This window comes from Larkinella sp. VNQ87, assembly GCF_049445795.1.
Taxonomy (GTDB): Bacteria; Bacteroidota; Bacteroidia; order Cytophagales; family Spirosomataceae; genus Larkinella.
Genome location: NZ_JBMSDT010000012.1, coordinates 76,823 through 102,216 on the forward strand (window position 1 = coordinate 76,823; position 25,394 = coordinate 102,216).

Annotated in this window: 24 protein-coding genes; 13 read left to right on the forward strand and 11 right to left on the reverse strand. The window is 53.2% G+C overall.

Annotated elements, in window-relative coordinates; genetic code table 11:
* Positions 1 to 45: 45 nt before the first annotated feature.
* Together ACO2Q8_RS20740 and ACO2Q8_RS20745 are read left to right on the forward strand one after the other, a co-directional pair.
* Positions 46 to 525, forward strand: coding sequence for a hypothetical protein (locus tag ACO2Q8_RS20740; RefSeq protein ID WP_423346769.1), 480 nt, complete (start codon positions 46 to 48; stop codon positions 523 to 525).
* Between the two features lie 385 nt (positions 526 to 910).
* A complete protein-coding gene (locus ACO2Q8_RS20745; RefSeq protein WP_423346770.1) occupies positions 911 to 2,083 on the forward strand; it encodes a glutathionylspermidine synthase family protein in 1,173 nt (390 codons plus the stop codon).
* A gap of 8 nt (positions 2,084 to 2,091) precedes the next feature.
* Here ACO2Q8_RS20745 and ACO2Q8_RS20750 read toward each other — a convergent pair whose 3' ends face one another.
* Positions 2,092 to 2,886: an SDR family oxidoreductase gene (locus ACO2Q8_RS20750; RefSeq protein WP_423346771.1), complete on the reverse strand. Its 795-nt coding sequence runs from the start codon at positions 2,884 to 2,886 to the stop codon at positions 2,092 to 2,094.
* Positions 2,887 to 3,042: 156 nt separating this feature from the next.
* Between ACO2Q8_RS20750 and ACO2Q8_RS20755 the strand changes: the two genes are divergently transcribed.
* Positions 3,043 to 3,390, forward strand: coding sequence for a DoxX family protein (locus ACO2Q8_RS20755; protein ID WP_423346772.1), 348 nt, complete (start codon positions 3,043 to 3,045; stop codon positions 3,388 to 3,390).
* Here ACO2Q8_RS20755 and ACO2Q8_RS20760 read toward each other — a convergent pair.
* Positions 3,387 to 3,929, reverse strand: coding sequence for a GNAT family N-acetyltransferase (locus tag ACO2Q8_RS20760; RefSeq protein ID WP_423346773.1), 543 nt, complete (start codon positions 3,927 to 3,929; stop codon positions 3,387 to 3,389). The two genes, ACO2Q8_RS20755 and ACO2Q8_RS20760, sit on opposite strands and share 4 nt — an antisense overlap.
* 296 nt (positions 3,930 to 4,225) lie before the next feature.
* On the opposite strand from ACO2Q8_RS20760, the gene ACO2Q8_RS20765 reads away from it, so the two are divergent.
* Both ACO2Q8_RS20765 and ACO2Q8_RS20770 read left to right on the forward strand, forming a co-directional pair.
* Positions 4,226 to 6,265: a M13 family metallopeptidase gene (locus tag ACO2Q8_RS20765; protein ID WP_423346774.1), complete on the forward strand. Its 2,040-nt coding sequence runs from the start codon at positions 4,226 to 4,228 to the stop codon at positions 6,263 to 6,265.
* A gap of 157 nt (positions 6,266 to 6,422) precedes the next feature.
* Complete coding sequence (locus tag ACO2Q8_RS20770; protein WP_423346775.1) at positions 6,423 to 6,836, forward strand: globin domain-containing protein; 414 nt, start codon at positions 6,423 to 6,425, stop codon at positions 6,834 to 6,836.
* 73 nt (positions 6,837 to 6,909) lie between these two features.
* On the opposite strand, the gene ACO2Q8_RS20775 is transcribed toward ACO2Q8_RS20770, so the two are convergent.
* The 7 genes from ACO2Q8_RS20775 to ACO2Q8_RS20805 form a co-directional block, all read right to left on the reverse strand.
* Positions 6,910 to 7,560 carry a hypothetical protein gene (locus ACO2Q8_RS20775; RefSeq protein WP_423346776.1) on the reverse strand — a complete coding sequence of 217 codons (651 nt, stop codon included), beginning with the start codon at positions 7,558 to 7,560 and terminating at the stop codon, positions 6,910 to 6,912.
* Positions 7,561 to 7,778: 218 nt separating this feature from the next.
* On the reverse strand, positions 7,779 to 8,855 hold the full coding sequence (locus ACO2Q8_RS20780) for an aminotransferase class V-fold PLP-dependent enzyme (RefSeq protein WP_423346777.1): 1,077 nt from the start codon (positions 8,853 to 8,855) through the stop codon (positions 7,779 to 7,781).
* 6 nt (positions 8,856 to 8,861) lie between these two features.
* Positions 8,862 to 9,302, reverse strand: coding sequence for a hypothetical protein (locus ACO2Q8_RS20785; RefSeq protein ID WP_423346778.1), 441 nt, complete (start codon positions 9,300 to 9,302; stop codon positions 8,862 to 8,864).
* 102 nt (positions 9,303 to 9,404) lie between these two features.
* Positions 9,405 to 11,309 (reverse strand): phosphoglycerate dehydrogenase, encoded by a 1,905-nt coding sequence (gene serA / locus ACO2Q8_RS20790; protein ID WP_423346779.1) that lies wholly within the window; start codon positions 11,307 to 11,309, stop codon positions 9,405 to 9,407.
* A gap of 21 nt (positions 11,310 to 11,330) precedes the next feature.
* Positions 11,331 to 11,645, reverse strand: coding sequence for a nucleotidyltransferase domain-containing protein (locus ACO2Q8_RS20795; RefSeq protein WP_423346780.1), 315 nt, complete (start codon positions 11,643 to 11,645; stop codon positions 11,331 to 11,333).
* Positions 11,615 to 12,013 (reverse strand): HEPN domain-containing protein, encoded by a 399-nt coding sequence (locus ACO2Q8_RS20800; protein ID WP_423346781.1) that lies wholly within the window; start codon positions 12,011 to 12,013, stop codon positions 11,615 to 11,617. The genes ACO2Q8_RS20795 and ACO2Q8_RS20800 overlap by 31 nt, the downstream gene beginning before the upstream one ends.
* A 3-nt stretch (positions 12,014 to 12,016) precedes the next feature.
* Positions 12,017 to 13,099, reverse strand: coding sequence for a YheT family hydrolase (locus tag ACO2Q8_RS20805; protein ID WP_423346782.1), 1,083 nt, complete (start codon positions 13,097 to 13,099; stop codon positions 12,017 to 12,019).
* A gap of 242 nt (positions 13,100 to 13,341) precedes the next feature.
* Here ACO2Q8_RS20805 and ACO2Q8_RS20810 point away from each other — a divergent pair, with 242 nt between their 5' ends.
* Together ACO2Q8_RS20810 and ACO2Q8_RS20815 are read left to right on the forward strand one after the other, a co-directional pair.
* Complete coding sequence (locus tag ACO2Q8_RS20810) at positions 13,342 to 13,884, forward strand: DUF2911 domain-containing protein (RefSeq protein ID WP_423346783.1); 543 nt, start codon at positions 13,342 to 13,344, stop codon at positions 13,882 to 13,884.
* Between the two features lie 201 nt (positions 13,885 to 14,085).
* Positions 14,086 to 16,083, forward strand: a complete 1,998-nt coding sequence (locus tag ACO2Q8_RS20815; protein WP_423346784.1) for an alpha amylase C-terminal domain-containing protein — start codon at positions 14,086 to 14,088, stop codon at positions 16,081 to 16,083.
* A gap of 167 nt (positions 16,084 to 16,250) precedes the next feature.
* Here the strand turns inward: ACO2Q8_RS20815 and ACO2Q8_RS20820 are convergent, their stop codons facing one another.
* Entirely contained in the window at positions 16,251 to 18,296 is a 2,046-nt protein-coding gene (locus ACO2Q8_RS20820; RefSeq protein WP_423346785.1) for a hypothetical protein, read from the reverse strand.
* Positions 18,297 to 18,301: 5 nt separating this feature from the next.
* Positions 18,302 to 20,158 carry a family 16 glycoside hydrolase gene (locus ACO2Q8_RS20825; protein ID WP_423346786.1) on the reverse strand — a complete coding sequence of 619 codons (1,857 nt, stop codon included), beginning with the start codon at positions 20,156 to 20,158 and terminating at the stop codon, positions 18,302 to 18,304.
* 293 nt (positions 20,159 to 20,451) lie between these two features.
* On the opposite strand from ACO2Q8_RS20825, the gene ACO2Q8_RS20830 reads away from it, so the two are divergent.
* The 6 genes from ACO2Q8_RS20830 (at position 20,452) to ACO2Q8_RS20855 (ending at position 25,347) form a co-directional block, all read left to right on the forward strand.
* Positions 20,452 to 21,243 carry a 3-keto-disaccharide hydrolase gene (locus ACO2Q8_RS20830; protein ID WP_423346787.1) on the forward strand — a complete coding sequence of 264 codons (792 nt, stop codon included), beginning with the start codon at positions 20,452 to 20,454 and terminating at the stop codon, positions 21,241 to 21,243.
* A gap of 150 nt (positions 21,244 to 21,393) precedes the next feature.
* Positions 21,394 to 22,263 (forward strand): ChaN family lipoprotein, encoded by an 870-nt coding sequence (locus tag ACO2Q8_RS20835; RefSeq protein ID WP_423346788.1) that lies wholly within the window; start codon positions 21,394 to 21,396, stop codon positions 22,261 to 22,263.
* Between the two features lie 404 nt (positions 22,264 to 22,667).
* Positions 22,668 to 23,237, forward strand: a complete 570-nt coding sequence (locus tag ACO2Q8_RS20840; protein WP_423346789.1) for a hypothetical protein — start codon at positions 22,668 to 22,670, stop codon at positions 23,235 to 23,237.
* A gap of 109 nt (positions 23,238 to 23,346) precedes the next feature.
* Positions 23,347 to 23,823 carry a hypothetical protein gene (locus ACO2Q8_RS20845; RefSeq protein ID WP_423346790.1) on the forward strand — a complete coding sequence of 159 codons (477 nt, stop codon included), beginning with the start codon at positions 23,347 to 23,349 and terminating at the stop codon, positions 23,821 to 23,823.
* Between the two features lie 50 nt (positions 23,824 to 23,873).
* Positions 23,874 to 24,311, forward strand: coding sequence for a response regulator (locus tag ACO2Q8_RS20850; RefSeq protein ID WP_423346791.1), 438 nt, complete (start codon positions 23,874 to 23,876; stop codon positions 24,309 to 24,311).
* A 109-nt stretch (positions 24,312 to 24,420) separates the two neighbouring features.
* Positions 24,421 to 25,347: a hypothetical protein gene (locus ACO2Q8_RS20855; protein ID WP_423346792.1), complete on the forward strand. Its 927-nt coding sequence runs from the start codon at positions 24,421 to 24,423 to the stop codon at positions 25,345 to 25,347.
* Positions 25,348 to 25,394: the final 47 nt, after the last annotated feature.

A 25,394-nucleotide genomic window follows, 5' to 3' on the forward strand; every position in this document is an offset into this window, starting at 1 on the left:
GCGCGGGTTTTTCGTTGTTCATGAGTCTTTTCTTCGTAACGCTTTATGCATCCCGCGTCCCAGCACCGAACGGTTTTGTCCTGGATTCAGCCAACGCTGGCCGAACGGTACGAAATTTATTCGGAGCTGGGTTTGCCCCAGGCGGTTTTGACGATCAGCGACCGCGTGCAGGCCACGCTTGAATCCCGGTTCGGAACGTACCTGATCGACCGGTCGACGCAGTTTGCCAACATCACCGTCAACGACGCCGACGGCTCCTCCATCGCCACCATCCGAACCGGCTGGTGGGGGCGGCTGTACCTGACGTTCCACGACGGGCGTGAACTCCGGTTCAATGCCTCCAGCGTATTCCGCAGCCGCTGGATCTGGAGCAATGCCGAGGGCGATCCGCGTGCCGTGGCGCAACGAGGACAGATTTTTTTCTCGCCCGACTGGCCCATTCGGGAAGGGCTGTCGGCGCTTCTGGCCGGTTTGACTATTTACTTCATCGTCACCAAACCATCGGTATTTTACCGGTTTTGGTAAAGAGTATTCGGTTTTCAGTTTACGGTTTTCCGCATCCTATTATATTTCATTATTCGATATTCGCTATTCATTATTCGCTATTTATACCGTCAACTGAAAACCGAATCTCAGTACTGGACATTTGTACAACGGAGTGGTACTCCGTTGGGTTAATTGCTTCGTTAACAGATACTTGTTAAATTCCAGCAATGGAGTGACACTCCGTTGTACATTTTATGTCCAGTACTCAGAAACCGAATCCTGTTAACGCGACTTCCTCCATTGTCACTTGTGATACACGAGCGATAACAGAAACTTATGGCATTAATATCGAACACCGAATATTGAATAACGAAATTAAACACCGTTTGAAAACTGAATACTGAAAACCGTAAACCCACACACCATGATCACGACCCGCTCCCTACCGGTTTCGCCGGATCAACAACTACGGAATATTGGCTGGAACTGGATGCTCGGCACCGATACGCTGTCTTACCTGACGAACGAAGCCGTGGTGGTCAGCCCGGACGAAGCCGACGCCTACTATGAAGCTGCCAACCAGTTGTTCGAGATGCTGGTTGAAGCCGGGCAGCACGTCATCGACCACAACCGGTTTTCGGAACTGGGCATTCCCGACAATCTCGTGGAGTTGATCAAACTTTCCTGGAACGACGAACGGCACATTCAGTTGTACGGCCGCTTCGACCTGGCGGGCGGCCTCGACGGCCAGCCCATCAAACTGATCGAATTCAACGCCGACACGGCCACCTGCATCCCGGAAACAGCGGTGGTTCAATACGCGCACCTGCGCGCCAACGGACTCGATGAACAGCGTCAGTTCAATGCGGTTTATGAAACACTGGTGGCCCAGTTTCGGGAGATTCTTGCGGAGAACAGCGACCTGCAACCGACCTTGTTGCTCTCGGCCATGCGCGGTTTTCCGGAAGACGACAGCAATGTTGCCGTGCTGGGCGAAGCCGCCCGAGAAGCCGGTTTTTCAGTCGATTTCGAGTACATCGACAAGGTGGAGTTTTCGGCGGAAGAAGGGCTTTTCAAGCAAAACCCGGAAACCGGCCACTTCGATAAGTTCGACTTCTGGTTTAAACTGCTGCCCTGGGAGTACATCGGTTACGAAGAACCCGACCTGGCCCCCATCCTGACCGAAGCCGTGCGCCGTCGGCAGGTGCTGGTGCTCAATCCGGCCTATTCACTGCTGTTTCAGTCGAAGTATATCCTCAAGATTCTGTGGGAGTTCTACCCCTACCACCCGCTCCTGCTGAAAACCGACACGCAACCTCTGACAGACCGGCCTTATGTCGAAAAAGTGCTGTTCGGCCGCGAGGGGGCCAACGTCCGGATCGTGGACGAACAAGGCCGCGTGACGGCCGAAGCCGAGGGCGAGTACGGCGACTACCCGACGGTTTTTCAGGAATACGTCGACTTACCGACCGATGCAGCCGGAAACCGCTACCAGGCCGGGGTCTTTTTCGCGGGCGAAGGCTGCGGGCTGGGCTTCCGGCGCGGGGGCGTCATTCTCGACAACGGCGCGCAGTTTGTCGGGCATCTTGTCGAGTGATCCCCTGATTACCCCATCAGCAGCGACTCCGCGCCGTCGATCCAGATGGGCGTGCCGGTGATGTGGCTGGCGTGGTCGGAAGCCAGAAAGGCCACCAGCTCGGCCACCTGTTGGCTGGTGCCCGGTTTGCCGTCGGTCAGCGGGATGACGCCTTCGGGAAATTCGACCGGCTCTTTGATCGATTCGATGTCGCGTTTTTCGGTGCTGTCGTCGATTTTGGTTTCAATCGCGCCGGGGCATACCACGTTGACCCGGATGCGGTATTTGGCCAGTTCAAGTGCAGCCATCTGGGTAAACGCTACCTGCCCGGCTTTGGTGGTCGAGTAGGCTGTGGCTCCGGCGTTGCTAAAAATCCGGGTGCCATTGACTGAAGACGTGATAATGATCGAACCGCCTTTTTCTTTCAGCAGTGGAATGGCGTACTTCACCGTCAGAAATGTGCCGCGCAGGTTGATGGTCATGGTTTTGTCCCATTCGTCGGTTTCCAGGTCCTCAATCGGTGCCCAAACTCCGTTGACCCCCGCGTTGGCAAACACGATGTGTAGCCCCCCAAAGCGGTTTTTGATTTCCTGATAAGCTTTCTCCATGTCCTCCGGTTTCGAGATGTCGGCCAGCAGCGAAATGGCCTCGCCCCCCTCCTGCCGAATCTGATCGACGGTGGCCTGCAATTCGTCTTCCGTGCGGCCCAACGCAGCCAGCCGCGCTCCCCGGCGTGCCAGCAACAGAGCAGCCGCTTTTCCGATTCCGGAACCCGCTCCGGTCACCAAAGCTACTTTTCCGGTAAATTCCTTATCTTGACTCATGATTAAAGCCGCTAGTCTTTTCTGTCCACTTATTCTACCAGTACCCGGCACATTTTGTTAGATTTTTTCCGTATTCTTTTACCTTTTCCCCTAAATGTACAATCCGGACACCGTTAAAACCCAGGCTGTTCCGTTCAAAACCGTAACCGCTTATCCATGAACAACCTGAGTCTTTATAGCATTGCGGCCCTTTATGCCGGATCGGGGCTTCTGCATTTTTTCTACCCCGAACCCTACCTGCGCATCATGCCGCCCTACATTCCGTACCACCGGCTGATGGTCATTCTGAGCGGAATCGCCGAACTGGCCTTAGGGATTGGTCTGCTTTTTCCGGAAACCCGCTCGCTCTCAGCCTGGGGCCTTATTTTGCTGCTGATTGCGGTTTTTCCGGCTAATTTGTACATGGCAACCTCGGACAGGTTCGAAAGCATCCCGGCCTGGATTCGCTGGGGGCGGTTGCCGTTGCAGGGCGTGCTGATCTGGTGGGCCTGGCGGTTTACCTAACTCGCTGATTCGGGCCGGTTTTTCCGCCAGCGGAAGCCCTCCTCGACTTCACCCGCCCACACAAAACCGTTTTTTTGCAACACCCGCTGCGAAGCAAAGTGTTCTTTGGGCGTGTCGGCCGCCACGGTTTTTACACCTGGCTGTTCGAAAATCCAGCTTACGAAGGAGGTAACCGCTTCGGTGGTCAGGTTCTGCCCTTCGAATTTTCGATCGATAAAATAGCCGATCATCGTCTGACCATCGGCATCGGGCGGCCCGGCCACCCCAATCCCACCGACGGTCAGGTTCAATTCGCGGTGAACGATTAGCCAATACGTATACCAGAACCAGGTTTCGGGATTCGCCCGGACATTAGGCAGCACAAAGCTGTGGAGCGCTTCGTCCAGTTCGATCAGAAAGCCGCCGTCATCGCTCAATTCCAGCGATGAAACTGCCAGGCCACGGGCGGTTTCCATCGCCGAGCGGCTGTTCGCCAGCCGTTCGAGGTCGGAAAGTGGAAGGGGAATTAATTGCAAGCGATTGGAAATCAAAGAGTTCATGGTAGTATTGATTGAAAGTGAAGACAATAAAAAGTCGGGCCACCCAAAAAGTGACCGCATGTCCCGTGGGATCAATCAATAAACCAGTCCAGGCGCTTGGCCGGAAAGCAATGACGTATTCAGCGGCAGTTGTTTTAACGCATTCAAAACTAGTCAAAAAGAGAATTCGCTGGATTCGGTTTTGAGCTACCGGCAAATGGACCAACGGTCGATATCATTCAAAACCGGTGAGTTAGTGAATCAATAAAAAAACTACTTTTACGGTTTTCTAAAATTATCAACTACTAAACCACTGTATGAAACCCGCAAGATCTCTCCTGCTGGTCGTTGGCGGTGCGCTGCTGCTGACGGCCTGCAAAACCGAAAAGGAAGAAACGGCCACCCGCACCGTGTTTTTCGACAAATCAGGCATGGACACCACGGTGGCACCCGGCAACGATTTTTTCACCTACGCTAACGGTGCCTGGATAAAAAACACCAAAATCCCCGACGATCAGACGGGCTGGGGTTCGTTTTATACGCTCTACGAAGAAAATCAGAAAAAAACGCGCGCCATTCTGGAAGAAGCCGCCGGGGCTGATGCGGCTAAAGGCAGCACGGAACAGAAGGTCGGTGATTTCTACGCCAGCGGCATGGATACCGTCACGATTGAGCAGAAAGGCTACAATCCGCTGAAACCGGAACTGGCCATTATTGCCGGTCTGAAAGACTACAAACAAGTCCTGAACTACCTGGCCGCCGACGAAACCAACCGGGGCGGGGCGCTGTTCGGGTTTTACGTGGGAGCCGACGACCGGCGCAGCGACATCAACCGGATTAACTTCAGCCAGGCTGGGTTGAGCCTGCCCGAAAAAGAGTATTACTTCAAAAATGACGAAGAAACCAAAAAAATTCGGGCGGCTTTTCTGAATTACATCGTCAAACTTTTTACGCTGACGGGCGTCGATTCGACCACGGCGCGCAAAAAAGCCGATGGCATCCTGGCGTTTGAAACCAACCTCGCCAAATCGCACAAAGCTGCGGCCGACCTGCGCGATCCGATCAAAAATTACCATAAGTATTCCGTCGCCGAACTGAATAAACTCACGCCCAATATCGACTGGAAGGCCTTCCTGAGCACCATGACGGCTAAAACCGATACAGTGCTGATGGGCCAGCCCGAATATTACCAGGCTCTGAACACGTTGCTGGCGACAACGCCCATCGGGGTGATCAAAGACCGGCTGGCGTTTGACTTTATCGACCACAATGCGGCCTTGCTCAGCAAACCGTTTGTCAACGCCCGGTTTGAATTTTATGGTAAAACGCTCTCCGGACAACAGGCACTGTCGGAACGCTGGAAGCGGGTGGCCGATAATACGGATTCGTACCTGGGCGAGTTGCTGGGGCAATTGTGGGTGAAAAAATACTTCCCGCCCGAAGCCAAGGAGCGGATGCTGACGTTGGTGAACAACCTTCAGACGGCGTATCGGAACCGGATTGAAAAGCTGGACTGGATGTCGCCGGAAACGAAAAAAATTGCGTTGGAGAAGCTCGATGGCATTACCAACAAAATCGGGTATCCGGACAAATGGAAGGACTATTCCGATGTCGAGATCAAGCGGGATGATTATTTTGGTAACATCCAGAGCGCCCGAAAGCACGACAATAAGGAGAGCATGGGCAAAATTGAAAAACCGGTCGACCGCAGCGAATGGGTCATGACGCCCCCGACCGTGAATGCCTACGCCAACCCAACATTCAACGAAATCGTGTTCCCGGCCGGGATTCTGCAATTCCCGTTCTTTGACAAAGATGCCGACGATGCCATCAATTACGGCGGTATCGGCATGGTGATCGGCCACGAGTTGACGCACCTGTTCGACGATCAGGGTCGGCAGTACGACGTGAAGGGGAACCTACGCGACTGGTGGCAGAAAGCTGATGCCGACAAATTTACGACCAAAGCCAACCAGGTGGTCGATCAGTACAGCAAGTACACGGTATTGAACAACCTGAACCTGAACGGGCGGCTGACACTGGGCGAGAATCTGGCGGATTTGGGCGGATTGGCGATTTCCTACGACGCCTTCAAGCTGACCGAACAGGGCAAAAGCAACGAGAAAATCGACGGTTTTACGCCCGATCAGCGGTTTTTCCTGGGTTTTGCGCAAATCTGGCGGACCGTCATCCGGGACGAAGCGCAGCGGGTTCGCGTGCAGGTCGATCCGCACTCACCGGCCAAATTCCGTGTCAACGGTCCTTTGACTAACTTTGCACCATTTTACCGGGCGTTCAATGTTCAGCCGGGGCAAAAGCTGTACAAATCGGAAGTCGATCAGACGCGGGTTTGGTAAAACGGTCCATCAAGTTTTCGTGTAAAACCGCGAGCATCAGCGGGGTTCCCGGTTTTACACGAAAGATGGCAGAAAACGAAATTACAGGGTTCCCGAATGAGGGTTTCCTACCGATCTGGAGTGCAGCCGGATATTCGTACATTACCCACTGATAATCATGCAAGAAGAGCAGATTTTACTTCTCAAACAGTCCTGGAGCTATGTTCTGCTTCAGGGAGATAAGATAGGAGAGCTTTTTTACCAAACCTTGTTCTGGGATGATCCTTCGCTCCGATTTTTGTTTGGCACGGATCTGTCGGGGCAAGTCCGCAAATTTATGGATATGATGACGTTCATCGTCGCAAATCTGCAAAATATTGAGGCCTATGAGCCTGAGCTAAGGGCACTGGCGCAACGTCACGTTCAGTACGGCGTCCTGTCGGTCGATTACGACACCGTCGGCGATTCCCTGCTGAAGACCCTGGCTACGATGTTGCAGGAACAGTGGACGCCCGCAACGGAAACTGCCTGGCGTAAGTTGTACCAAACGATAACCCGCACCATGCTAAACAGCCTGAAATCACCGAAGTAAAACCGCTCCGCCTTCTCACTAAAACCAGTGATATTAGTTCAGAAATCTTCCTAAGAAGCGGTTTTGCAAAGTTTCATCGCTGCGAATTGAGGTGAAAATTAACCCCTAGTTTAATCTGTGGCCCCCGGTTGTTGCCTGCATAGACGGGCGCTTTGTCGTAGTAATTGTTCTCAAACATCGCTTCCAGGCTAAGCTTCTCTTGCAGTTTCACGCCCAAACCCACTCCGATATTCAGGCTGCTGAAGCCGCGCCGGTCGCCGGGGCCTACGTCGCTGGAGTTGAACCGACCGAGGTTGAACCCACCTTCACCGAATACAAAAAAATTTCCGCGAACCGGGTAATACCGCACGAAAGCCCCCCCTGAATTGGCCCGGTAGCTGGTTTTGGCCCGCCGTTCAAACGCGCCCCGTAAACCGACGGCCAGCCCACGCTGCACGAAAAACGCCAGCCGGGGTGTAAAAGCCGTATATAATCCTTGCCCCTTGCCGGTCGCAAAACCGAGTCCAGCCCCGATAAAAGCAGCATTACGTCGAAACCAGGGTAAACCCGGCCGGTTGAAAAACCGGTCTTCCGGATAAGTTTCTGTCCGGAGCAGAACCGTATCCGGCGACACCATGACGGGCGCTTCACGACGGAGCGTATCGGTTTCCTGCGCGTGTACGGTCAGCGCCGATACCAGACAGGCGAACGTGAGAAGAAAGCGTGAAGTATGAAACGAGTTCATCGATTGTCGTTAAGTTTTTTCTATTTTAACCCGACAATCAGGAAATTGTTGGTCTGCGGCTTTCCTTTTGACTTCGCTATTTCCTTTTGACTTCGCTATTCGTTATTCAACATTCGATATTCGACATTCCATTTCACTCGCGACAGGCAAGCGATAACAGAATAACGAACACCGAATGTTGAATAACGAATAACGAAAGTATATGGGATGGGGAGAAACTACACCCGCCCGAGCACCTCAATCAACTGGCTGATCTGCTCGGCATTGGTGGCGGGAAAGTTGGCAATTCGGATTTGACCGTCCTTGTACTGCCCGTAGCCACTGCCGACCACCAGCCCGGATTCCTTCGCTTTGGCGATGACTTCCGACGACGGTTTTTGCGTATTGGCCACCACCACCGTCCGCGAGCGGTGCCGGTCTTCTTTCACGAAAGGCGAAAACTGCGGATGGCTTTCGATGAATTTGTACAATAACTTGGCCTTCTCGTCGGTTTCTTTCCGAATCGTCTCGATCCCGATCCGGTTGAAATCCTGGGCGATCTTTCCCAATAGGTAAATGAACAGGACGTTGGGCGTTGCGGGCGTCTCGTACTTTTTGAAGTTTTGGTGGAGCGTCGGCAGGGTGTGATGGGCACCAATGTGCTGATCACCGTGTTTGAGCAATTCCGCTTTTTCGAGGCATTTATCGCCCGCAATCCAGACGCCCAAACCAGCGGGCATCCCGAACGCTTTCTGCACCGAGAAAAACGCCGTATCGACCAGCGAAAAGTCCAAATCGGGATACGGTGCCGACGACACCATATCGACCGCCATCAGCTTTTTGGCGTTGCTACGCTTCAGTTTGTGAATATCCACCGTCCGCATCTGCACGCCCGAACTGGTTTCGTTGTGCGTCACGGCGATTAGTTCGGCATACTCCGGTACCTGCACTTCCCCGTAGTCAAACCCCTCGCCGAACGGTTTTTCCTGCTTGTGCGTGTACTTCTGCAAAGCCGTAGCATACTCGCAGAATTTCTTCGAAAACGACCCGTTGATCAGGTGAAAACTTTCGAACTCGACACAATTGAGTAGAATCCGTTCCCACACTTCGGAAGCCGAGCCGGTGAAGTAAACGCCGTGCGTCTCCGGGATGTTCAGTAACTCCCGCAGTTGCTCGACACAGAACTGGTACAGACTCCGAAATTTGGCACTCCGGTGCGAAATCGACCCAATCTGCTCATCCATTGCCGTTTGCAGGTGCTGATAAATCGTCGGATACAATTCCGCCGGTCCGGCGGTGAAGTAGGTTTGTTTCATAGTCGATCAATAAAAGTAATCCCTTGTCCAGCGCAGACTATCGGGCAACATCAGTCCAAAATTTCCAAACCGCTCCTCGTTGGCAAGCACGACCCCGTTGGCCGGATTGCCCTTCTCGTAGATGACCGGTAGTTTCTCGTTCAGGATCGCATGCAACTGCTGGTTCGACAAGCGGTCCTGAACCCGGGCGGTTACCGTAAACGGTTTTCCATCGGCTGTATACCAGACGCAGGCCCGAAAATACTGCCGGTATTTCTTCTTTACATATTCGTACCGGACCACCGTACCCACCGCCATCGCGCTGTTTTTCCGAATCTGCCGCCGTTCGTACATCGAATGCAGTTTGGGTAGGGTGCCCAGAAAAAGCAAAAGAGGGGCAAAGAGCGCAATCAGAAGGACTTTCGAAGGGGGCCACTCCAGTTGTTTTCTCTTCACCTCCTCTCTCATTGTAAAGTAGTAAGTACAACGGAGCGCTGCTCCGTTGAGCCATAAAATGACAAGAGTTGTAATCTGCTTTGACATTCAACGGAGCAGCGCTCCGTTGTACAATTAGTATAACAATCTGAACTTGATCGTGTTGTCGATTTGCCGCAGTTCGTTGACGACCTCGTCGGAATAATCCTTGGCAATGTCTGTAATCACATAACCAATTTGCTCAGTGGTTTTCAGGTACTGCCCGTGAATATTAATGTGGTATTTCGCGAAAATGGCGTTGATTTTGCCCATGATGCCCGGCACATTGGCGTGAATGTGCAGCAACCGGTGCGAATCTTTTAGCAGCGGCAATTGCAGTTCGGGGAAATTGACACTGCCGTACGTGCTGCCGTTGTTGATGTACTCAAGCAGTTTTCCGGGCACAAAATTACCGATGTTCTCCTGGGCTTCCTCCGTGCTGCCGCCGATGTGTGGAGTCAAAATCACGTTCGGCAATCCGCGCAACTCGTTGATAAACTCCTCGTTATTGGTTTTCGGCTCGTACGGAAACACATCAATACCTACACCGGCTACCTTGCCGCTCTTCACGGCTTCGACCAGCGCCGAAACATCGACGATGTGGCCCCGCGACAGGTTCAGGAAGATCACGCCTTCTTTCATCAGGCCAAACTCCCGGGCGCCAATCAGGTTTTTGTTGCTGGCCCGACCGTCGGTGTGCAGGCTGATAAAATCCGAAATTACCAGCAACTCGTCCAGCGTTTTGCATTTCCGGGCATTGCCCAGCGCCAGTTTATCGACAATGTCGTAGAAGTACACTTCCATCCCGAGTGCTTCAGCCACGACCGACAGTTGCGTGCCGATGTTGCCGTAACCGATCAACCCCAGCTTTTTCCCCCGGACTTCGAAGCTGTTCTTGGCCGATTTATCCCAAATGCCCTCGTGCATCTTGTTGCTTTTCGGCACGATATTCCGCACCAGCATGATGATTTCACCGATGGCCAGTTCGACCACCGAACGGGTGTTGCTGTACGGCGCGTTGAAAACCGCAATGCCTTTTTCGGTACAGGTTTTCAGGTCAATCTGGTTCGTGCCGATGCAGAACGCGCCGATGCACATCAGCTTATTGGCGTGTTCAAGCACCCGGCCCGTGACCTGGGTTTTCGAACGAATCCCCAGAATCGACACATCCCGGATTTTCTCGATCAGCTCGTCCTCATCCAGCGCCCCTTTTAGAATCTCGACGTTAAACCCTTCGCTCTCAAACAGATGCACCGCCACGGGATGAACGTTTTCCAGCAGCAGCACCTTGATGCGGCTTTTCGGATACGACTGGCTGCGACTCAGTTTGTTGTGGTACAGGAACTCGTCCAATGAGGGGGCTACGTGGTCGGCTTTTTCAATGACTTTGGGGCGCATAACATTTTCGGTAAAGGCGTAAAACCGGTTGGCCAGTCCCGACTCCCGAATTTCGTAGTCGGTGTAGCCGTCGCCTATCACGTAAATGTCGCCATCCAGCTTTAGGTTCCGCATCAGTTTTACTTTGCCCTTATCCGTTGACAGCGGATTTTCACAATCACAGCCAACAATATTGCCGTCGGCATCATAGACAAACGTATTAGCAAATACATTTTCTTCCTTGATGCCCAGCGAGGTAACAATCGGTACGATAAACTCTTTGAAACCGCTCGACACGATAAATATCTGATCGGCGTGTTCGGTCAGAAAATCCCGGTTTCGCTGAAACGAGTCCGAAATCTGACTTTTCAGCGTTTCGATCAGCGCGGGCAGGTGATCGCGGTGGGCGTTCAGCAGTTGCAGCCGCATCTCGATGGATTGCGCCAGCGACAATTCCCCCGACATGCCCCGGTCGGTGATGATCTTGATTTGTTCGAGAATGGCTTCGCGATCGCGGTGACCAGCCAGTGAGATTTCCCCCAGCACATCCAAAGCCTCGACCTTGGTGAAGGTGCTGTCGAAATCGATGACGAAATACGTCTGTTCGAGCGTTTTGGTTAACATATTGAGCAAATAAAAGAGCACTCAGGCATTGATTTCAATGCCTGTGCGCTCAACTTCCTGAATGAAAGGATCTTTTTTTGAATACAAATCGGTCGGATATGGATGTGGCTCGATATCAACAAATTGCGCTGTTACGGGAGCCAACATACGCCAGTTCTGGACGGAATCATGCGTAAACTGATCGGAAACCAGCAAAACATCAATATCCGATTCCGGCCGGGCCACTCCTTTAGCAACAGACCCGAACAAAACGGCTTTGTTGATCCGAATCTGACGATCCTGACAAACCAGGATGTATTTTTTTATCAATTCGATGGCAATTGACTGAGTAACCATTCTTTTAACGATTTTGACCTCATCATGTAATCGACAACCAGTTCTGATGTAATGGTAGTTTGCAAATCAGCAATATAATTGGGATACCTCCCTTCCAGTTGAAAGCGATTTAGCTCCACCATCAGAATCGTATGCTCTTCCGTTGCACGGACGTTCGAGTTATTCAGCAATCGCAGTAAGTTGTGAATGCGGGGCGGTACGGTATCCTTATTGTTCGCTATCCATACAGCTTTGCATAACTTTTCAATAGTAAGATGAAGCCAAAACAACGATTGCAAATATTTTTTACCGCGATAAAGCACCTCAACGGTTTCCCAGTCATCGAGTGCCTGTCGGCGCCAATAATCAATGTGTTCCTCCCGGCTCATCGTTCATTCTTCTCTTAAAAACCGCAACGCCCGCTGCTCCGACCAGTAGACGGTTTTGTTACGCCCGACCGGTGTAAAACCGCAATGACCGCCCTCGGCCGGAAATTCCATCCAGACGTGGGGAAGTTGGCGGGCCAGTTCTTCCGGAAAACACTCGCGCGACAAAAAAGGATCGTTTTTGGCGTTGACCACCAGCGTCGGAACGGCAATCTTGTCGAGGTACTGCAACGAACTGCTTTTCTCGTAATAATCCTCGGCATCCCGAAAACCGTGTAAACGCGCGGTGAACAGGTTGTCAAACTCCCGCAAAGTTCGCACTTTTTGCAATCCCTCCGTCTGGATCGTGCCCGGTATTAAGGCTGCTTTCTCAAAAACTTTTCGTTTCAGGGTCCGGTTGAAGCGCTTGTTGTAAATCTGGCTGTCCCAGGCTTCCAGTCGGCGCGACGCAGTCGTCAGATGCAGCGGCACCGAAAACACCACGGCTCGTTGAATCGCCGGATGAATCGCCTGGCCCTGTTCGCCCAGGTACTTGAGCGTAATATTTCCTCCGGCGCTGAATCCCAGCAGATTAATTCGCTCGTACCCTTTCTGCAGAGCATAGTCGATCACCAATTGCAAATCCGTCGTTTCGCCCAGATGATAAAACCGGGTCTGGCGGTTCATTTCCCCGCTGCAACTCCGGTAATGCCAGGCCAGGCAGTCGAAGCCGTTGGCCGTCAGATGCCGCACCATCCCCGCCAGATACTGCCGCCGTGAATCCCCCTCCAGGCCGTGGGAAAGGATAGTTAAGAATTTAGAGTTAAGACCGGGCCGCCGGGCGGTTAAGAGTTTTTCAGAACCAAATCCGCTCAGTAGTTCGGCATCTAACTCTAAACCGCCCGGCGGCCCGGTCTTAACTCTTAACTCTAAACTCTTAACTCCCGAAAAGCTCCAGTCGAGGTCGAGGAAATCGTCGTCGGGGGTTTCGATGCGCTCACGGACGTAGGGAACGTCCACTTTCCGAAACAGCGCGGGCACGATGGTTTGCAGGTGGCCATTCCACAGATGTGCGGGAGAACGGTAATCCGACGGGGAAATCAACGGCATAGAAATTCGGAAACGATGCGCAAAGGTAAGGGGTTCAGCGACAATGGGAAAATCAAATCCGAAGGAACGCTGAAAGAGCGTAGGCAAGACCACGTCGATGGTATCGTCCCGGTATTCAATTGTACTATTTCAGACCGTCGTTCAACTAATTTTATGGGCCGTTTAAACCCCTGTACTGTTAATTTGATCTAAGTTTTGTTTTCTTTGTGACGAATCATTCACCAAACAACCTTCTGATACCTATGAAAAAGGGATTGTTATTTATGATTGCCGTGCTGGTGACAGCCACCTCCTCGCTGATGTTTGCGCAGAACAAAAGCCCACACCTCAAAGTTGAAAGCCCCGGCAAAACCATTAAAGTGGTGTACGGCCAGCCTTCCAAACGCGGACGGGTGATCTTTGGCCCCAATGGCCTGGAGAAATACGGCAAAGTCTGGCGGACCGGTGCAGACGAGGCAACCGAAATTTCGTTTACCAAAGACGTGATGTTTGGGAACAAAATGGTGAAAGCCGGGACCTATACCCTTTTTACCATTCCCGATGAAAAAGAATGGACCGTGATCCTGAACAGCAAACTAGGCCAATGGGGTGCCTATGACTACATCGACCCGGTGAAAGGGGCTGAACTGAAAAAACTGGACGTTGCTCAGATCAAAGTTCCCGCCAAAACGACTCCGGCCGTGGTGGAAAAACTGACCATTACGCCCACCGAATCAGACGTTACCATCGCCTGGGACCAGACTTCCATCTCGATCCCGGTCAAACCAACGGGCGGTACCAACTGAAGAAAAACCGCCGGAGCGGCCCGCAGACGTACGATCTAGCGGTTGGCCAATACCCCGGAACAAGCAGCCCGACCAACCGGCCGGGCTGCTTGCTGTTTATACGGTCACAAAATAGCCGTTGCCGTTTACGAACAAGGTCTTCAGAAATAGGCCGACGGACCGTAATTTGGGGGAGCGTCATTTCAACCAAGCGCCTTCGCCATGCCTGCTTCCCAGACCTTTATCTCCGATTCAACCCCGCTCGGCGTACAGCTCATCGACGGTGGGGCTACCTTCAAAACCTGGGCGCCGGGAGCTTTGGCCGTCCACGTGGTTCTGTACGATCCAGGTTCTACCAGCGACTGGGTGCCCACGGACGAAAACCGGCTCCTGCGCCGGGGCGACTACTGGACGGGGTTCTTTCCGGGTGTGGTCGACGGCACGCTGTACCGCTTCTGGATAGAAGGCCCGGGCGGGGCCGACTACAAACGCGATCCGCGCGCCCGCGAACTCGAACTGTTTGGCTATCCGGAAGTCGATTGCATCGCGCGCGGGGCAAACGATTATCCGTGGCATGATGGCGGTTTTCGACCCCCGGCCTTTCACGAACTCATCATTTACCAGTTCCACGTCGGCGTCTTTTACGCGTCAGACGGCCCCGCCGACGCCCGATTCGGCAAGTTTCTGGATGTAATCGACCGGATCGAATACCTGGCCGAGTTGGGCATCAACGCCGTGCAGCCGCTGCCGATTCAGGATTGGGGCGAAAAAGACAAGGCGCACCTGCAATACAGCCGGGGGTATAACAATACCGACTTTTTCTCGCCCGAAATGGACTACTGCGTGGCCCCCAACCGCATCGGCCCTTACCTCAACCGGGTTAATGAATTGCTTGCCAAAAAAGGCCAGCCCGAACTCCAGGCCAAAGACTTGTTCAGCCAGAGCAATCAGCTTAAGGCAATGATCGATCTGTTCCATTTGTACGGCATTGCGGTTATTCTGGATGTAGTCTACAACCACGCGGGTGGCCCGATGGACGAAGAAAGCATGCGGTTTTTCGATCAACCCGCCAGCCAGAACTGGTGGGACTCGGATCAGTATTTCATCGGTGGTCCTGGCTGGGCGGGTGGCCGCATTTTTGATTACACAAAACCCGAGGTGCGCGCGTTCATTACCGACAACACCCGGTATTTTCTGGATGAATTTCACGTCGACGGTTTTCGGTACGACGAGGTGCGGGTGATCACCAACAACGGCGGGCGGACATTCTGCCGCGAACTGACTGATACGCTCCGCTTCCACAAGCCCACGGCCATCCAGATTGCCGAGTATTGGGACTGGGACCGTGCCAGCGCGGTGCTGCCGGTTCCCGACGGTTTGGGTTTTGATGCGGCCCTCGACGACGGCCTGCGTTACGCCATCCGCGATGTGATTCAGAGCGCCAGTGGCGGGAAAACCGCCCCCATTCACCTTGACACCTTGCGCAATAAATTAAAAAAACCGGTCGCCTTCCCGGCAACCTGGCAATCCGTGGTGCATATCGAAAACCACGATCTGGTCGACGCCGACCGGCCCATCGAGCAGCAGCACGAAATTTTGCCGCGCATTCCGAAGCTGGCCGACCCCAGCAACGCTCACAGTTGGTATGCCCGCAGCCGGGCGCGGGTAGCCACCGGGTTGGTGCTCACGGCCCCCGGTATTCCGATGCTGTTTATGGGGCAGGAATTTCTGGAAGACAAACCCTGGCACAACGATCCGAAACGGAATGAATTTTTCATTTACTGGGACGGTCTTCAGCAACCGGGACCGATGCGCGATTTTCTGAAGTTTGTTCGTGAATTATGCTGGCTGCGTCGTCGGTATCCGGCCCTGCAGGGTGAAGGGCTGAATCCGTACTTCAACCACAACCAGGACCGGGTACTGGCGTTTCAACGCTGGGTAGAGGGAATAGGTCAGGATGTGATCGTCGTCGTTTCGCTGGCCGAAGATACCCGCTGGAACTACCCGCTCCCCCTCCCCGTAGGCGGTTTCTGGCACGAAGTCTTTAACAGCGACGCCTACGACAGCCTGCCTTCCGGCACGGCCTACAACCCCAACGCCGTCGGCAATCCGGGCGGCATCATCGCCAACGGCCCCGCCCGGGCCGGACAACCCACCTCCGCCCGCATCACCCTCCCCGCCAACAGCCTGCTGGTGTTTGCAAAAACGAAAAATGAGTAGCTAGATACTGGATGGTTTGGATGCTAGATGGTTGGTTATTGGATGGCTGAAATGGTTGGAGGGCTGAAACAGCCGAATGATTATCCCGTAACCATCCAGCCGTCTCAACCCTCCAACCCCCCTTTACTTTTAACTCTTAACTTTTAATTCTTAACTCCTTTACTCCCTCAGGGTTCGTCGGCGTTTTTGGTGGCAGACGAAGCGGTTTTTCCGTTAGCGAGTGAATTGATCCAGGCGGCAATTTTCAGCGCGTCGGCTTTCGGAACCTGCGGCATGGGCGGCATCTCGGTCGAATAATCCGGCCAGTTCTGCGGTTTCGGATTGTAAATCAGCTCGACGATTTTTTCATTGGAATAGCCGCGTTTGGCCACATCGGCAAACGCCGGACCCACCTGCCGTTTTTCGGCATTGTGGCAGGCCGAGCAGGTGTGGCGGTTCAGCAGCGGTTTTACTTCGTCGTACGTCGGTGCTTTGGCCACCAGCGTTCCGGTTTTGGCCGAGGGCGCTGCGGTCGTTTTCGCACCGGCTTTTACCCCGGCTTTGGTGGGGGCGGTTTTCTTGCCCGGAGCGGTTGAGGTGGCAGCGGCCGGGGCCACTTTGGCGGCCGCCGAATTAGTGGTGCTCACCTCATTCATCGCCAGTTTCTGCCCTTCCGGAATGTTGTTCAGCGTGTAATACGCCGTCGGATGCACGAGTGAATACGAACCTTCGGCCGCCCGGACGCCGTCCAGCGTCAGGTTATGGATGTAATACTGCCGCAGGTTGTCGACAATCACGCGGGCCTTCAGGCCATCCGCCGACACTTTCACACCTTTCACGGCGTGCGTTTCCTTATTGACCGTCGGGCTACCATACACCGGGTGGTACTTGTAAATGAAGCTTTCGACCGAGTACGACGCCAGATCTTCGGCTGATTTGCGGTCGACGGGCATCGTAAACTCGATTTCAAAACCGTCGGGCATCGCCCGCACCGCGCGCATTTCAAACGGCATGACGTTGTTCCAGGTCAGGCGTTGCAGCCCTTCGTCGGCTTCCCCCGCCGAGCCCCAGCCCCGGTTGGTTTCGCCCACGAACAGCGAACCGTCTTTGGCCCAGGCCATCCGCAGCACACCCGAGCGAAAACCGCTCCGGAAATCGAACGAAGCACCCTGAAACTCGCCGTTCACTTTTTCCATGAACACCCGCGTAATCTTGCTCTGGCCCTGATCACCCACCAGCAACTGGCCCTGGAACGGCCCGAACGATCCTTCCGGAATTTTCACGATCTCGGAGTTCGAGATGCCCTGAATCCCGTGGGGCAACCACACAACCGGCAACTGAATTTCCGGAAACTCCTTCTTCATTTCGAACAAGGTCACGAATTTCTCGTCGACGACGTTTTCCGGTTTGATGGCCCTGCCCCGCTCGTCGCGGTTGTCGCGCGGGTTGATGCGGGCGTACAATTGCTCCTGCGTCAGTTTTACCGGCGACTTCGGGTCACCGCTCCAACGCAAACCGGCCGGGTGGCCCATAAAAGCGCCTTTCTTGACGTGCCAGACGCCCCCGGAACCAATCCAGTCGCCCTGGTTGTCGGTGTAAAACAGTTCGCCGTCGATCATGCCCAAACCGGCTGGCGACCGAACGCCCGTTGCCCAGGGTTCGATCTGGCCGTCTTTGGTGATGTGCATGATCCAGCCCCGCCAGGGTACCCGGCTTTCGCCCGCCCACCATTTCTCATCGCCGAAGGCTACGTTGCCCGAGATGAAAAACGAACCGTCGGGGGCGAGTTTCGGTCCAAACGTGTATTCGTGGTAGTGCCCCGAAACCGGGATGTTGGTTACGGTTTCCAAAATGTCGGCTTTCCCGTCTTTGTTGGAATCGACCAGTTTGGTCAATTCACCGCGCTGGGCGCAATAGAGGGCACCGTCTTTGTAGGCCAACCCCAGCACTTCGTGCAAACCAGAGGCAAATTTCCGGAAAAACGGCCGGCGGCTTGTCGGGTTTTCCACAATCCAGACATCGCCCCGGCGCGTGGCCACGCCCAGGTCGCCGTTGGGCAGAACCGTCAGACCACCCACTTCCAGCAGCGTTCCTTCCGGTGCCGACACCTTCAGGATTTTATAAAAATCTTCTTCCTTGGGCGACTCCTGCGCCCAACCCGCCGAACAAACGGCCGCCGATACCAACGCGCTCAGGGCCGCCCGACGAAATAGGGATGTATGAATTCGTTTCATCGATTTTAAAACAAAATGGAGTAACTCAATTTTCCTTTCACCGGCACAATCAACTCCTGCCGGTCGCCCACTTTGCGCACAGCCGGGGTAGCTCCTCCGGCGTCATCGACCCGGACGTAATACGCCTTGCCGTCTACGAGATACATGCCATTTTCCAAAGCTGCAATCGTAGCACCTTCCGCCAGACGTGCGTACAGATCCGCCGACGGGTTCTGCACGGTCATTTCACGCCGAACGCCCTGCCCGTTTTCCAACACCCGGATGGCATCGCTGACCGTGGCACCGTACACCTGATACCGGAACGTCGGGCGGTCACTTTCGTCCAGCACATAACCCCGCGTCCGAAAACCGGTCCCGGTCGTGTCCGACACCCAGGCGGCTTGCGGAGAAGCCAGTTTTGCAAGTCCGAGCATCGGCGTGCCTAAGCGCTGCACCATGCCGACGGGCCGCGAAGAGCCATCGCCCCGCTCGTGCCACATCGGTGTTGCGTCCAGAAACTGTCCGCGCCAAACCTGCACGAGCGTCCCGTTGTCCATGTCGTAGGTGTAATGCACCTGCTCCGGGCTGCCCACCGATACGGCGTGAACGACGCGCAACGTCCGGCCCTGGGCGTTTTTGTAGCCCGGCATGTCCATAAAACTGCGCAAAACCGTATTTGCGGTTGCATTGACCAGGATTGGGTCGACTGGGTCGCCGGTGGCGGCACTGCCCGGATCGCTGATGATGTATTCGCGGATACCGGGACCGGTTACAGCCAGCCCGATCGACGGTTTGGCCCAGTCTTCCATTTTGGCATACAGCAGTTCGAACGGCACCTCACCGGCTGGCAGCGAAACCGTGCCGCGTTGCCGCCGGTCGCCCGGCGCAATCACCACCTGGTTGTTGATTTTCATCATACCACCGCCCCCGGCTGCGCCCAGGTTGAAAGCGTATTCGCCCGGTTCTTTAACCCGCAGCGTGCCGGTGTACCGAATCAGAAAGTCGTTCGGAATCCGGGTGACGTTGGCCGTCAGCAGCACCGACGAACCTTCAGCTTCGGGCGGTAATTTGCTGAAATCCGGCTCCTTATCAAACCGTCCTTTGTACACGGTGTACTTTAGGTTCGTCAGTTCGGGGCGCGGTTTGTCGTAGTTTTTAATGACAATATTCCGGATAGCCACCGGTCCGTGGTCGCCCTGAATCCGCAGCGGCCCCATCGCTACCTCGTTGTTGCCGAGTGCACCCCGCGTCGGTCCTGAGAGTTCCACGTTTTCGTGAATCGCAACGCCGTTCAATTCGACGAGCAGCATGCGGGCGTTCTCAATTTTCTTGCCGCTGGCGTCGAAACGGGGGGCCTGGAACGAGATTTTCAGGTGTTGCCACAAACCGGGTGCCCGGCTGGCATTCTGGCGGGGCGGATGACCTTCGTAGCCTTTCTGTCCCTCCGGGCGGCTGTCATCCCAGCGCTCATAAATTCCTCCATTGTCGCCCGCTTTTGGTGCTTTAACACCCCAACTATCGAGCAACTGTACTTCGTAACGTCCTTGCAGATAAATTCCGGAATTGGACCCTTTCGCGATCAAAAAATCCAAATCCAGGTCCACATCCCCGTGTTGAAAATTCGATACCAGATCGATGTTCCCGTCTTTAGCGGGTAAATTGGCCAAAATACCGGTTCCTTTCGTACTGGTCAGCACGGTGTTCTGCGATAGGTTGGCCGCCACATCCCCGACGATCCGCCAGTTGTTCCCGGGTTTCTGAAAAGCACTTAAATCGTTGAGTGGCAGAGCCGTTGGCTGATCTGCTTTAGGCTGCGCAAAAGCCAGCCCGGCGCTACAAATCCAGCCGACGCCCCACACCAAACGGGTGAACGTTGTGTTCATGGAAAATGAGAATTATAGGTTTAATTGAAGCCGAAAGTTACCCATTTTTTAAATTTTTTTATAAAATAGGCTTTAACTTACACAATTATACAATTCCGGCATTTGATTTTGTCCTTCCAAGATGAAATAATCCTGCCGAGTTGGATGTTTCTCAGCTCTTTACAAGGATTGGCGGAACGGATAAAGAAAATAGCCTGTCGCCGGGCGCAAAAACGTCAAAGCGTTGAGATTTCGGCTATCTTTGAAGGCGGTATTTTCGTGCAACTCATTGTTCATACAATCCAATTTTTCGAATGAAAAAACGTACACTAGCCATTGCCTTATTGACGTTTCTGGCGCAACTGGCAGTCGCCCAGGAAAAACGGCAGCAAAATCCGGAATCGTCTGAAATCTGGGAACCGGTTCCGCGCGTAGTTACACCCGGCGAATTGTCGCCCGGCGCAGCTTCCGGCACCACGGCCCCTTCGGATGCCATTGTATTGTTCGACGGCAAAGACGGCAGCAAATGGGTATCGGTGAAAGGGTACAGCGAAGCCAACTGGAGTGGCGTCACGGAAGGTTCAAACCCCTGGCCGATCCGCGACGGGGCCATGTACTCTGCCAAAGGGGCCTCCCTGCGCACCAAGCAGGAGTTTCAGGATTTCCAGCTTCACATTGAATTCCGGACGCCCGACAAAATTGAAGGCCAGGGCCAGGGACGTGGCAATAGTGGTATTTTCCTACAGGGTCGTTACGAACTTCAGGTGCTCGACGGCTACAACAACCCGACGTACTCGAACGGGATGGTCGGCTCGATTTACAAACAGGCCATTCCGCTGGTCAATCCCAGCCGAAAACCGGGCGAATGGCAGACCTACGACATCATCTATTATGCACCCCGGTTTAACAAAGACGGTATGATGCTCGAACAGGGCAAGGTGACAGTGCTTCTGAATGGGGTCCTGGTCCAGTATGACACCCGCATCAAAGGCACAACGGAATACATTGGCTATCCGAAAATTCAGCCGCACGGCAAAGGGCCGCTGCTGCTCCAGGACCACGGCAACCCGGTCGGCTTCCGGAATATTTGGATTCGGGAGTTGTAGTTTTTTAAGATTGTTACACAGGGTTAATCAGAGGTTATCAGAGTTAATCAGAGATTTCCCTGATAACCTCTGATTAACCCTGTGTAATAACATTTTTCACCTCTAAAACCGGAATCCTTGTTTATATTGCGTCTAAATAAGCAAATTCCGATGAGATATTTCCTTCTGCTGGCTGCAGCCTGCCTAGCTTTTGCCAGTGACAAACCGGCATATCAGTTTTATTCCCAGAAACTTAAAGCCGTCAATTACCAGAAAGTACTGAAAGAGGCCAATGATGCCGACGTAGTCTTTTTCGGCGAGTTGCATAACAACCCGATCTGCCACTGGCTGGAACTGCAACTTACGAAAGATTTGTACGCCGAAAAAAAGACCCAACTGTTGCTGGGCGCGGAGATGTTCGAAGCCGATAATCAGGCGGCTTTGTCGGATTATGTAGCCGGAAAAACCTCGGACAAGGAATTTGCGAAACAGGCCAGGCTCTGGAATAATTACAAAACCGACTACCGCCCGCTGGTTGATTTTGCGCGGGATAATAAAATTCCGATGGTAGCGACCAACGTGCCGCGTCGGTATGCCAGCACTGTCGCCCGGCAGGGACTGGCGGCCCTCGACACCCTCCCAACCGCTCAAAAGGCGTGGATAGCGCCCCTCCCCCTGACTGTTGATCTGACCTTACCGGGTTATAAGGCCATGCTCGACATGATGCACGGCGACAACGCCAAAACCGCTCCCGAACAAGGTGCGAATTTCGCCCGCGCCCAGGCCATTAAAGACGCGACAATGGCTCATTTTATTCTGCAAAACCGCAAACCCGGCACCACCTTCCTGCATTACAACGGTTCGTACCACTCCAACAATTTTGAGGGCATAATCTGGTACCTGCGCCAAAAACAACCTGACTTGAAAATTGTAACCATTGCATCGGTTGAAGTACCCGACACCGCCAAACCCGATAAAGCCAACGAAAATCTGGCTAGTTTTATCCTGCAAATTCCGGCGGATATGACCAAGACCTATTGATCGTTTTTCGTTGAATCAGCAAAAAAAATCAGGCGGTATTCTTCGGTTTCAGCGCAAAACCGTAGTGTGTCTTCATTTTTTTGGCTTTCTGATTAAAAATCTCACTTAGAAAACCCACTGATATACAACCTGTTATGTAAAAAAATCATCTGCACGATAATTTTTTTGTTTTTTTTCAATTCTGGCAATCTAAATCCTTCAGTCGTTCGTAGGTATTTGCATCACGCGATGAGGGATGCTATGGAGGTAGTATTTCTCATCAGCCATACACGTTTCCGACAGAAAGTCCAGAGGCTTAGCTACTGGACTTTTTCGTTATCGGACGGCCCCTCCTGGCTACGGTTCGTCCGGGATAGTTTTGTTATCTTTGTGATAACCGGCGAAGCCTAAACCGCCGGAGCGTCATGCACGAGATTGAGCCTTTTTACAACTGGGAGAAATGGTATAGCGCGACGGACGATCCGCAATCGCCGTTCTACGGCCGCGTTTACAACATGAACCAATACACGAACACCATTTACGGCTATTACATCCACCCGCTTTGGGATGAAATTGGTTCGGAGACACTATACTGCAAAATTCTGTTCGTTGATTACGAAAACCGGTTTGCCGTGATTGAGTTATTTGGCGAATGGAACGACACGTTGCACAACGACATCATGTACCTGAAACGGCAGGTAATCGATCCGCTGGTGAACGAGCACATCAATAAGTTTATCCTAGTAGGCGAGAATATATTGAACTTTCACGGTTCGGATGACAGTTATTACGAAGAATGGTTTGAGGATGTCGAAGACGGTTGGATCGCGGCTGTCAACTTTCGGGATTTTGTCGAGAGCGAGTGGAAACGCTACCACCTTGATTACTACATGAATTTTGGTGGCACGCTGGATGAAATTGATAATTGGCGAACCCTCAAACCGTCCGCTTTTTTCAACCTTGTTAACAGTTTAATTATCAGGCGTTTAGGATAATTAACCAACAGAAAATGACGAAAACTTTACCAACTTTCGCTAACTTTTTCCCCATAAGCTAGTTTTAATTTTGAAAGTTGGCATTTGTTGTTATTCATTTTCTGAGACCATGACTGGCCCATTATCCATCCTGATTATTGGCTCCGATACCCAAGAACAGCAGTCGCTGGAGCACGCGTTTCGTTCTCACGGTGTATCCTACCGGCATTTTTTTAGTAACGAGGACGCAACCCTTCGCGCGTATTTTCAGAAAGGGCTGGCCGACGCCATGTTTGTGCCAACTCTGATTATGCTGGACCAGGACGCCTGCCAGCCCGAATCCATCCTTGCCTTGCTCAAACACCATCCTGTACTTCGACGTATTCCGGTAATCATTTTCGGTCAGGGAGATGATCCCGAACGCGTAAAGCAAGCTTATCAATTGGGTGCTACCTGTTACATGCCAAAACCCTCCGACTGGAATACCGCCATGGCGCCATTCTGTTCGTACTGGAAGAAACGGGTGGCCCTGCCTGCCATCAAAGCCGAAGATATCATATCACCCCAATCATTCTCCAATCGGAACAACCGCCAACAGCCGCACTGATTTGCCAAAACCGTTACGAATTCCATAGATGGTTTTCAGCCACTCAACTTATGACTACCAAACCTGTTATAGCCGTCGTTGATGACGACGATGATGATTTGTTTTTAATCCAGGAAGCCTTTAAGTTGTGTTTGAACGAGGAGAATGTATTGCTGGTTTCCAGTGGAATGGATCTGCTGAAGCGGCTGGAAGCAGCTAAGGTTCTGCCGGTTTTTGTGCTGCTAGACCTAAACATGCCCCTAATGAGCGGTTTTGACGTGTTGCAGAAACTCCGGTCCGACCCGCGCTACAATTTGATGCCTGTGTTGATTTTCAGTACGTCGAACGCCCAAACTGACATCGATCGCGCCTACGAATTGGGGGCAAATTCGTATGTCCGGAAACCGGCTTCGTTCAACGATTACCAGTCGGTGGTGGAAGATTTGTGTAACTTCTGGTTACGGGTTGCCTCAACGCCAACGGGTCGGATTCTGCCTGCCAGCGATTAATTTTCCGCTACATCGGGCATGGTTTTGCAGGCATTCGAAGAAAACCTTTTTCCCGACCGTCAGTTATAGTTTATATCTATTATCTATTCACTAACTCCTAACATACGGTATGGAATCGAATGTCTTTCATGATTCGCAACCTGCGGATCTGGTTAATAACGAAAACGCGGATACAAAATACGGCCAGGATCAGGCCCAGACACATATGGTAAAACTAGTCGACGGCAAGCTGGTTCCGACGGCGGAAGTCGACAGTGAAGTGAGTGATGACCTGGCTAGTCAATACACCAATGACGAAGAACGCGGGCTTTATTCTCCGAATCAGCGCACCTACGACGTGGTTGATATTCAATCAGCCCATCCGCAGGCCGACATGGTGCCCGAACTTCCCTCGACGCCCGATCCGAACAACCCGGTTCCGGCCGGACCCGACACGCCTACGCCCCCGAGCCCAACGCCCGCTGGCCCGGAAATTCCGGATTTGCCCTCGACACCCCGACCACATCAGCCCGAAATCACGGAACCCAGCGAACCGGAACGCTCGCACGAGGTCAACAATTCGGTCGAAGGAGATAACCAGACCAGCAACCGGCCGGGCGCGTCGAACACCCCCACCAGTATGCTGACCGATACCATGCCCGGAGCCGATGTACCCACACAAAGCCAGGACCCGGCCAAAAACGAAGAACTTCCGGAATTCCTCGGAACATCATCGAAACCGGAAAATCAGCAAGGTCCCGGGCCGGATAATTACAGCAAGCCCCAGGCCGACGAAGGCATGGAAGAAAAACCGGATACCGGCACGGCGGCACGTCCCTACGATGCCGACGCCAAGGATACGCACGATTATCAGCCGGGTGAGCGACCGCAGGAAACCGCTCAGATGCTTGATCAGCCCAAGGAAGCACTGGATGAAAGCGCCGTGAAAAAACAGCCCATGCAGGAGGGCAGTTCGGCCGCTTCGGACATGAAATCGACTGACCAACTGGACCTGAAATACAACGACCCGGAAGCCGCCCGACAGGATGTTATGTAAGTAAAAACCGGCTCAACAACCCATGGGCCCCGCCAATTCGGCGGGGC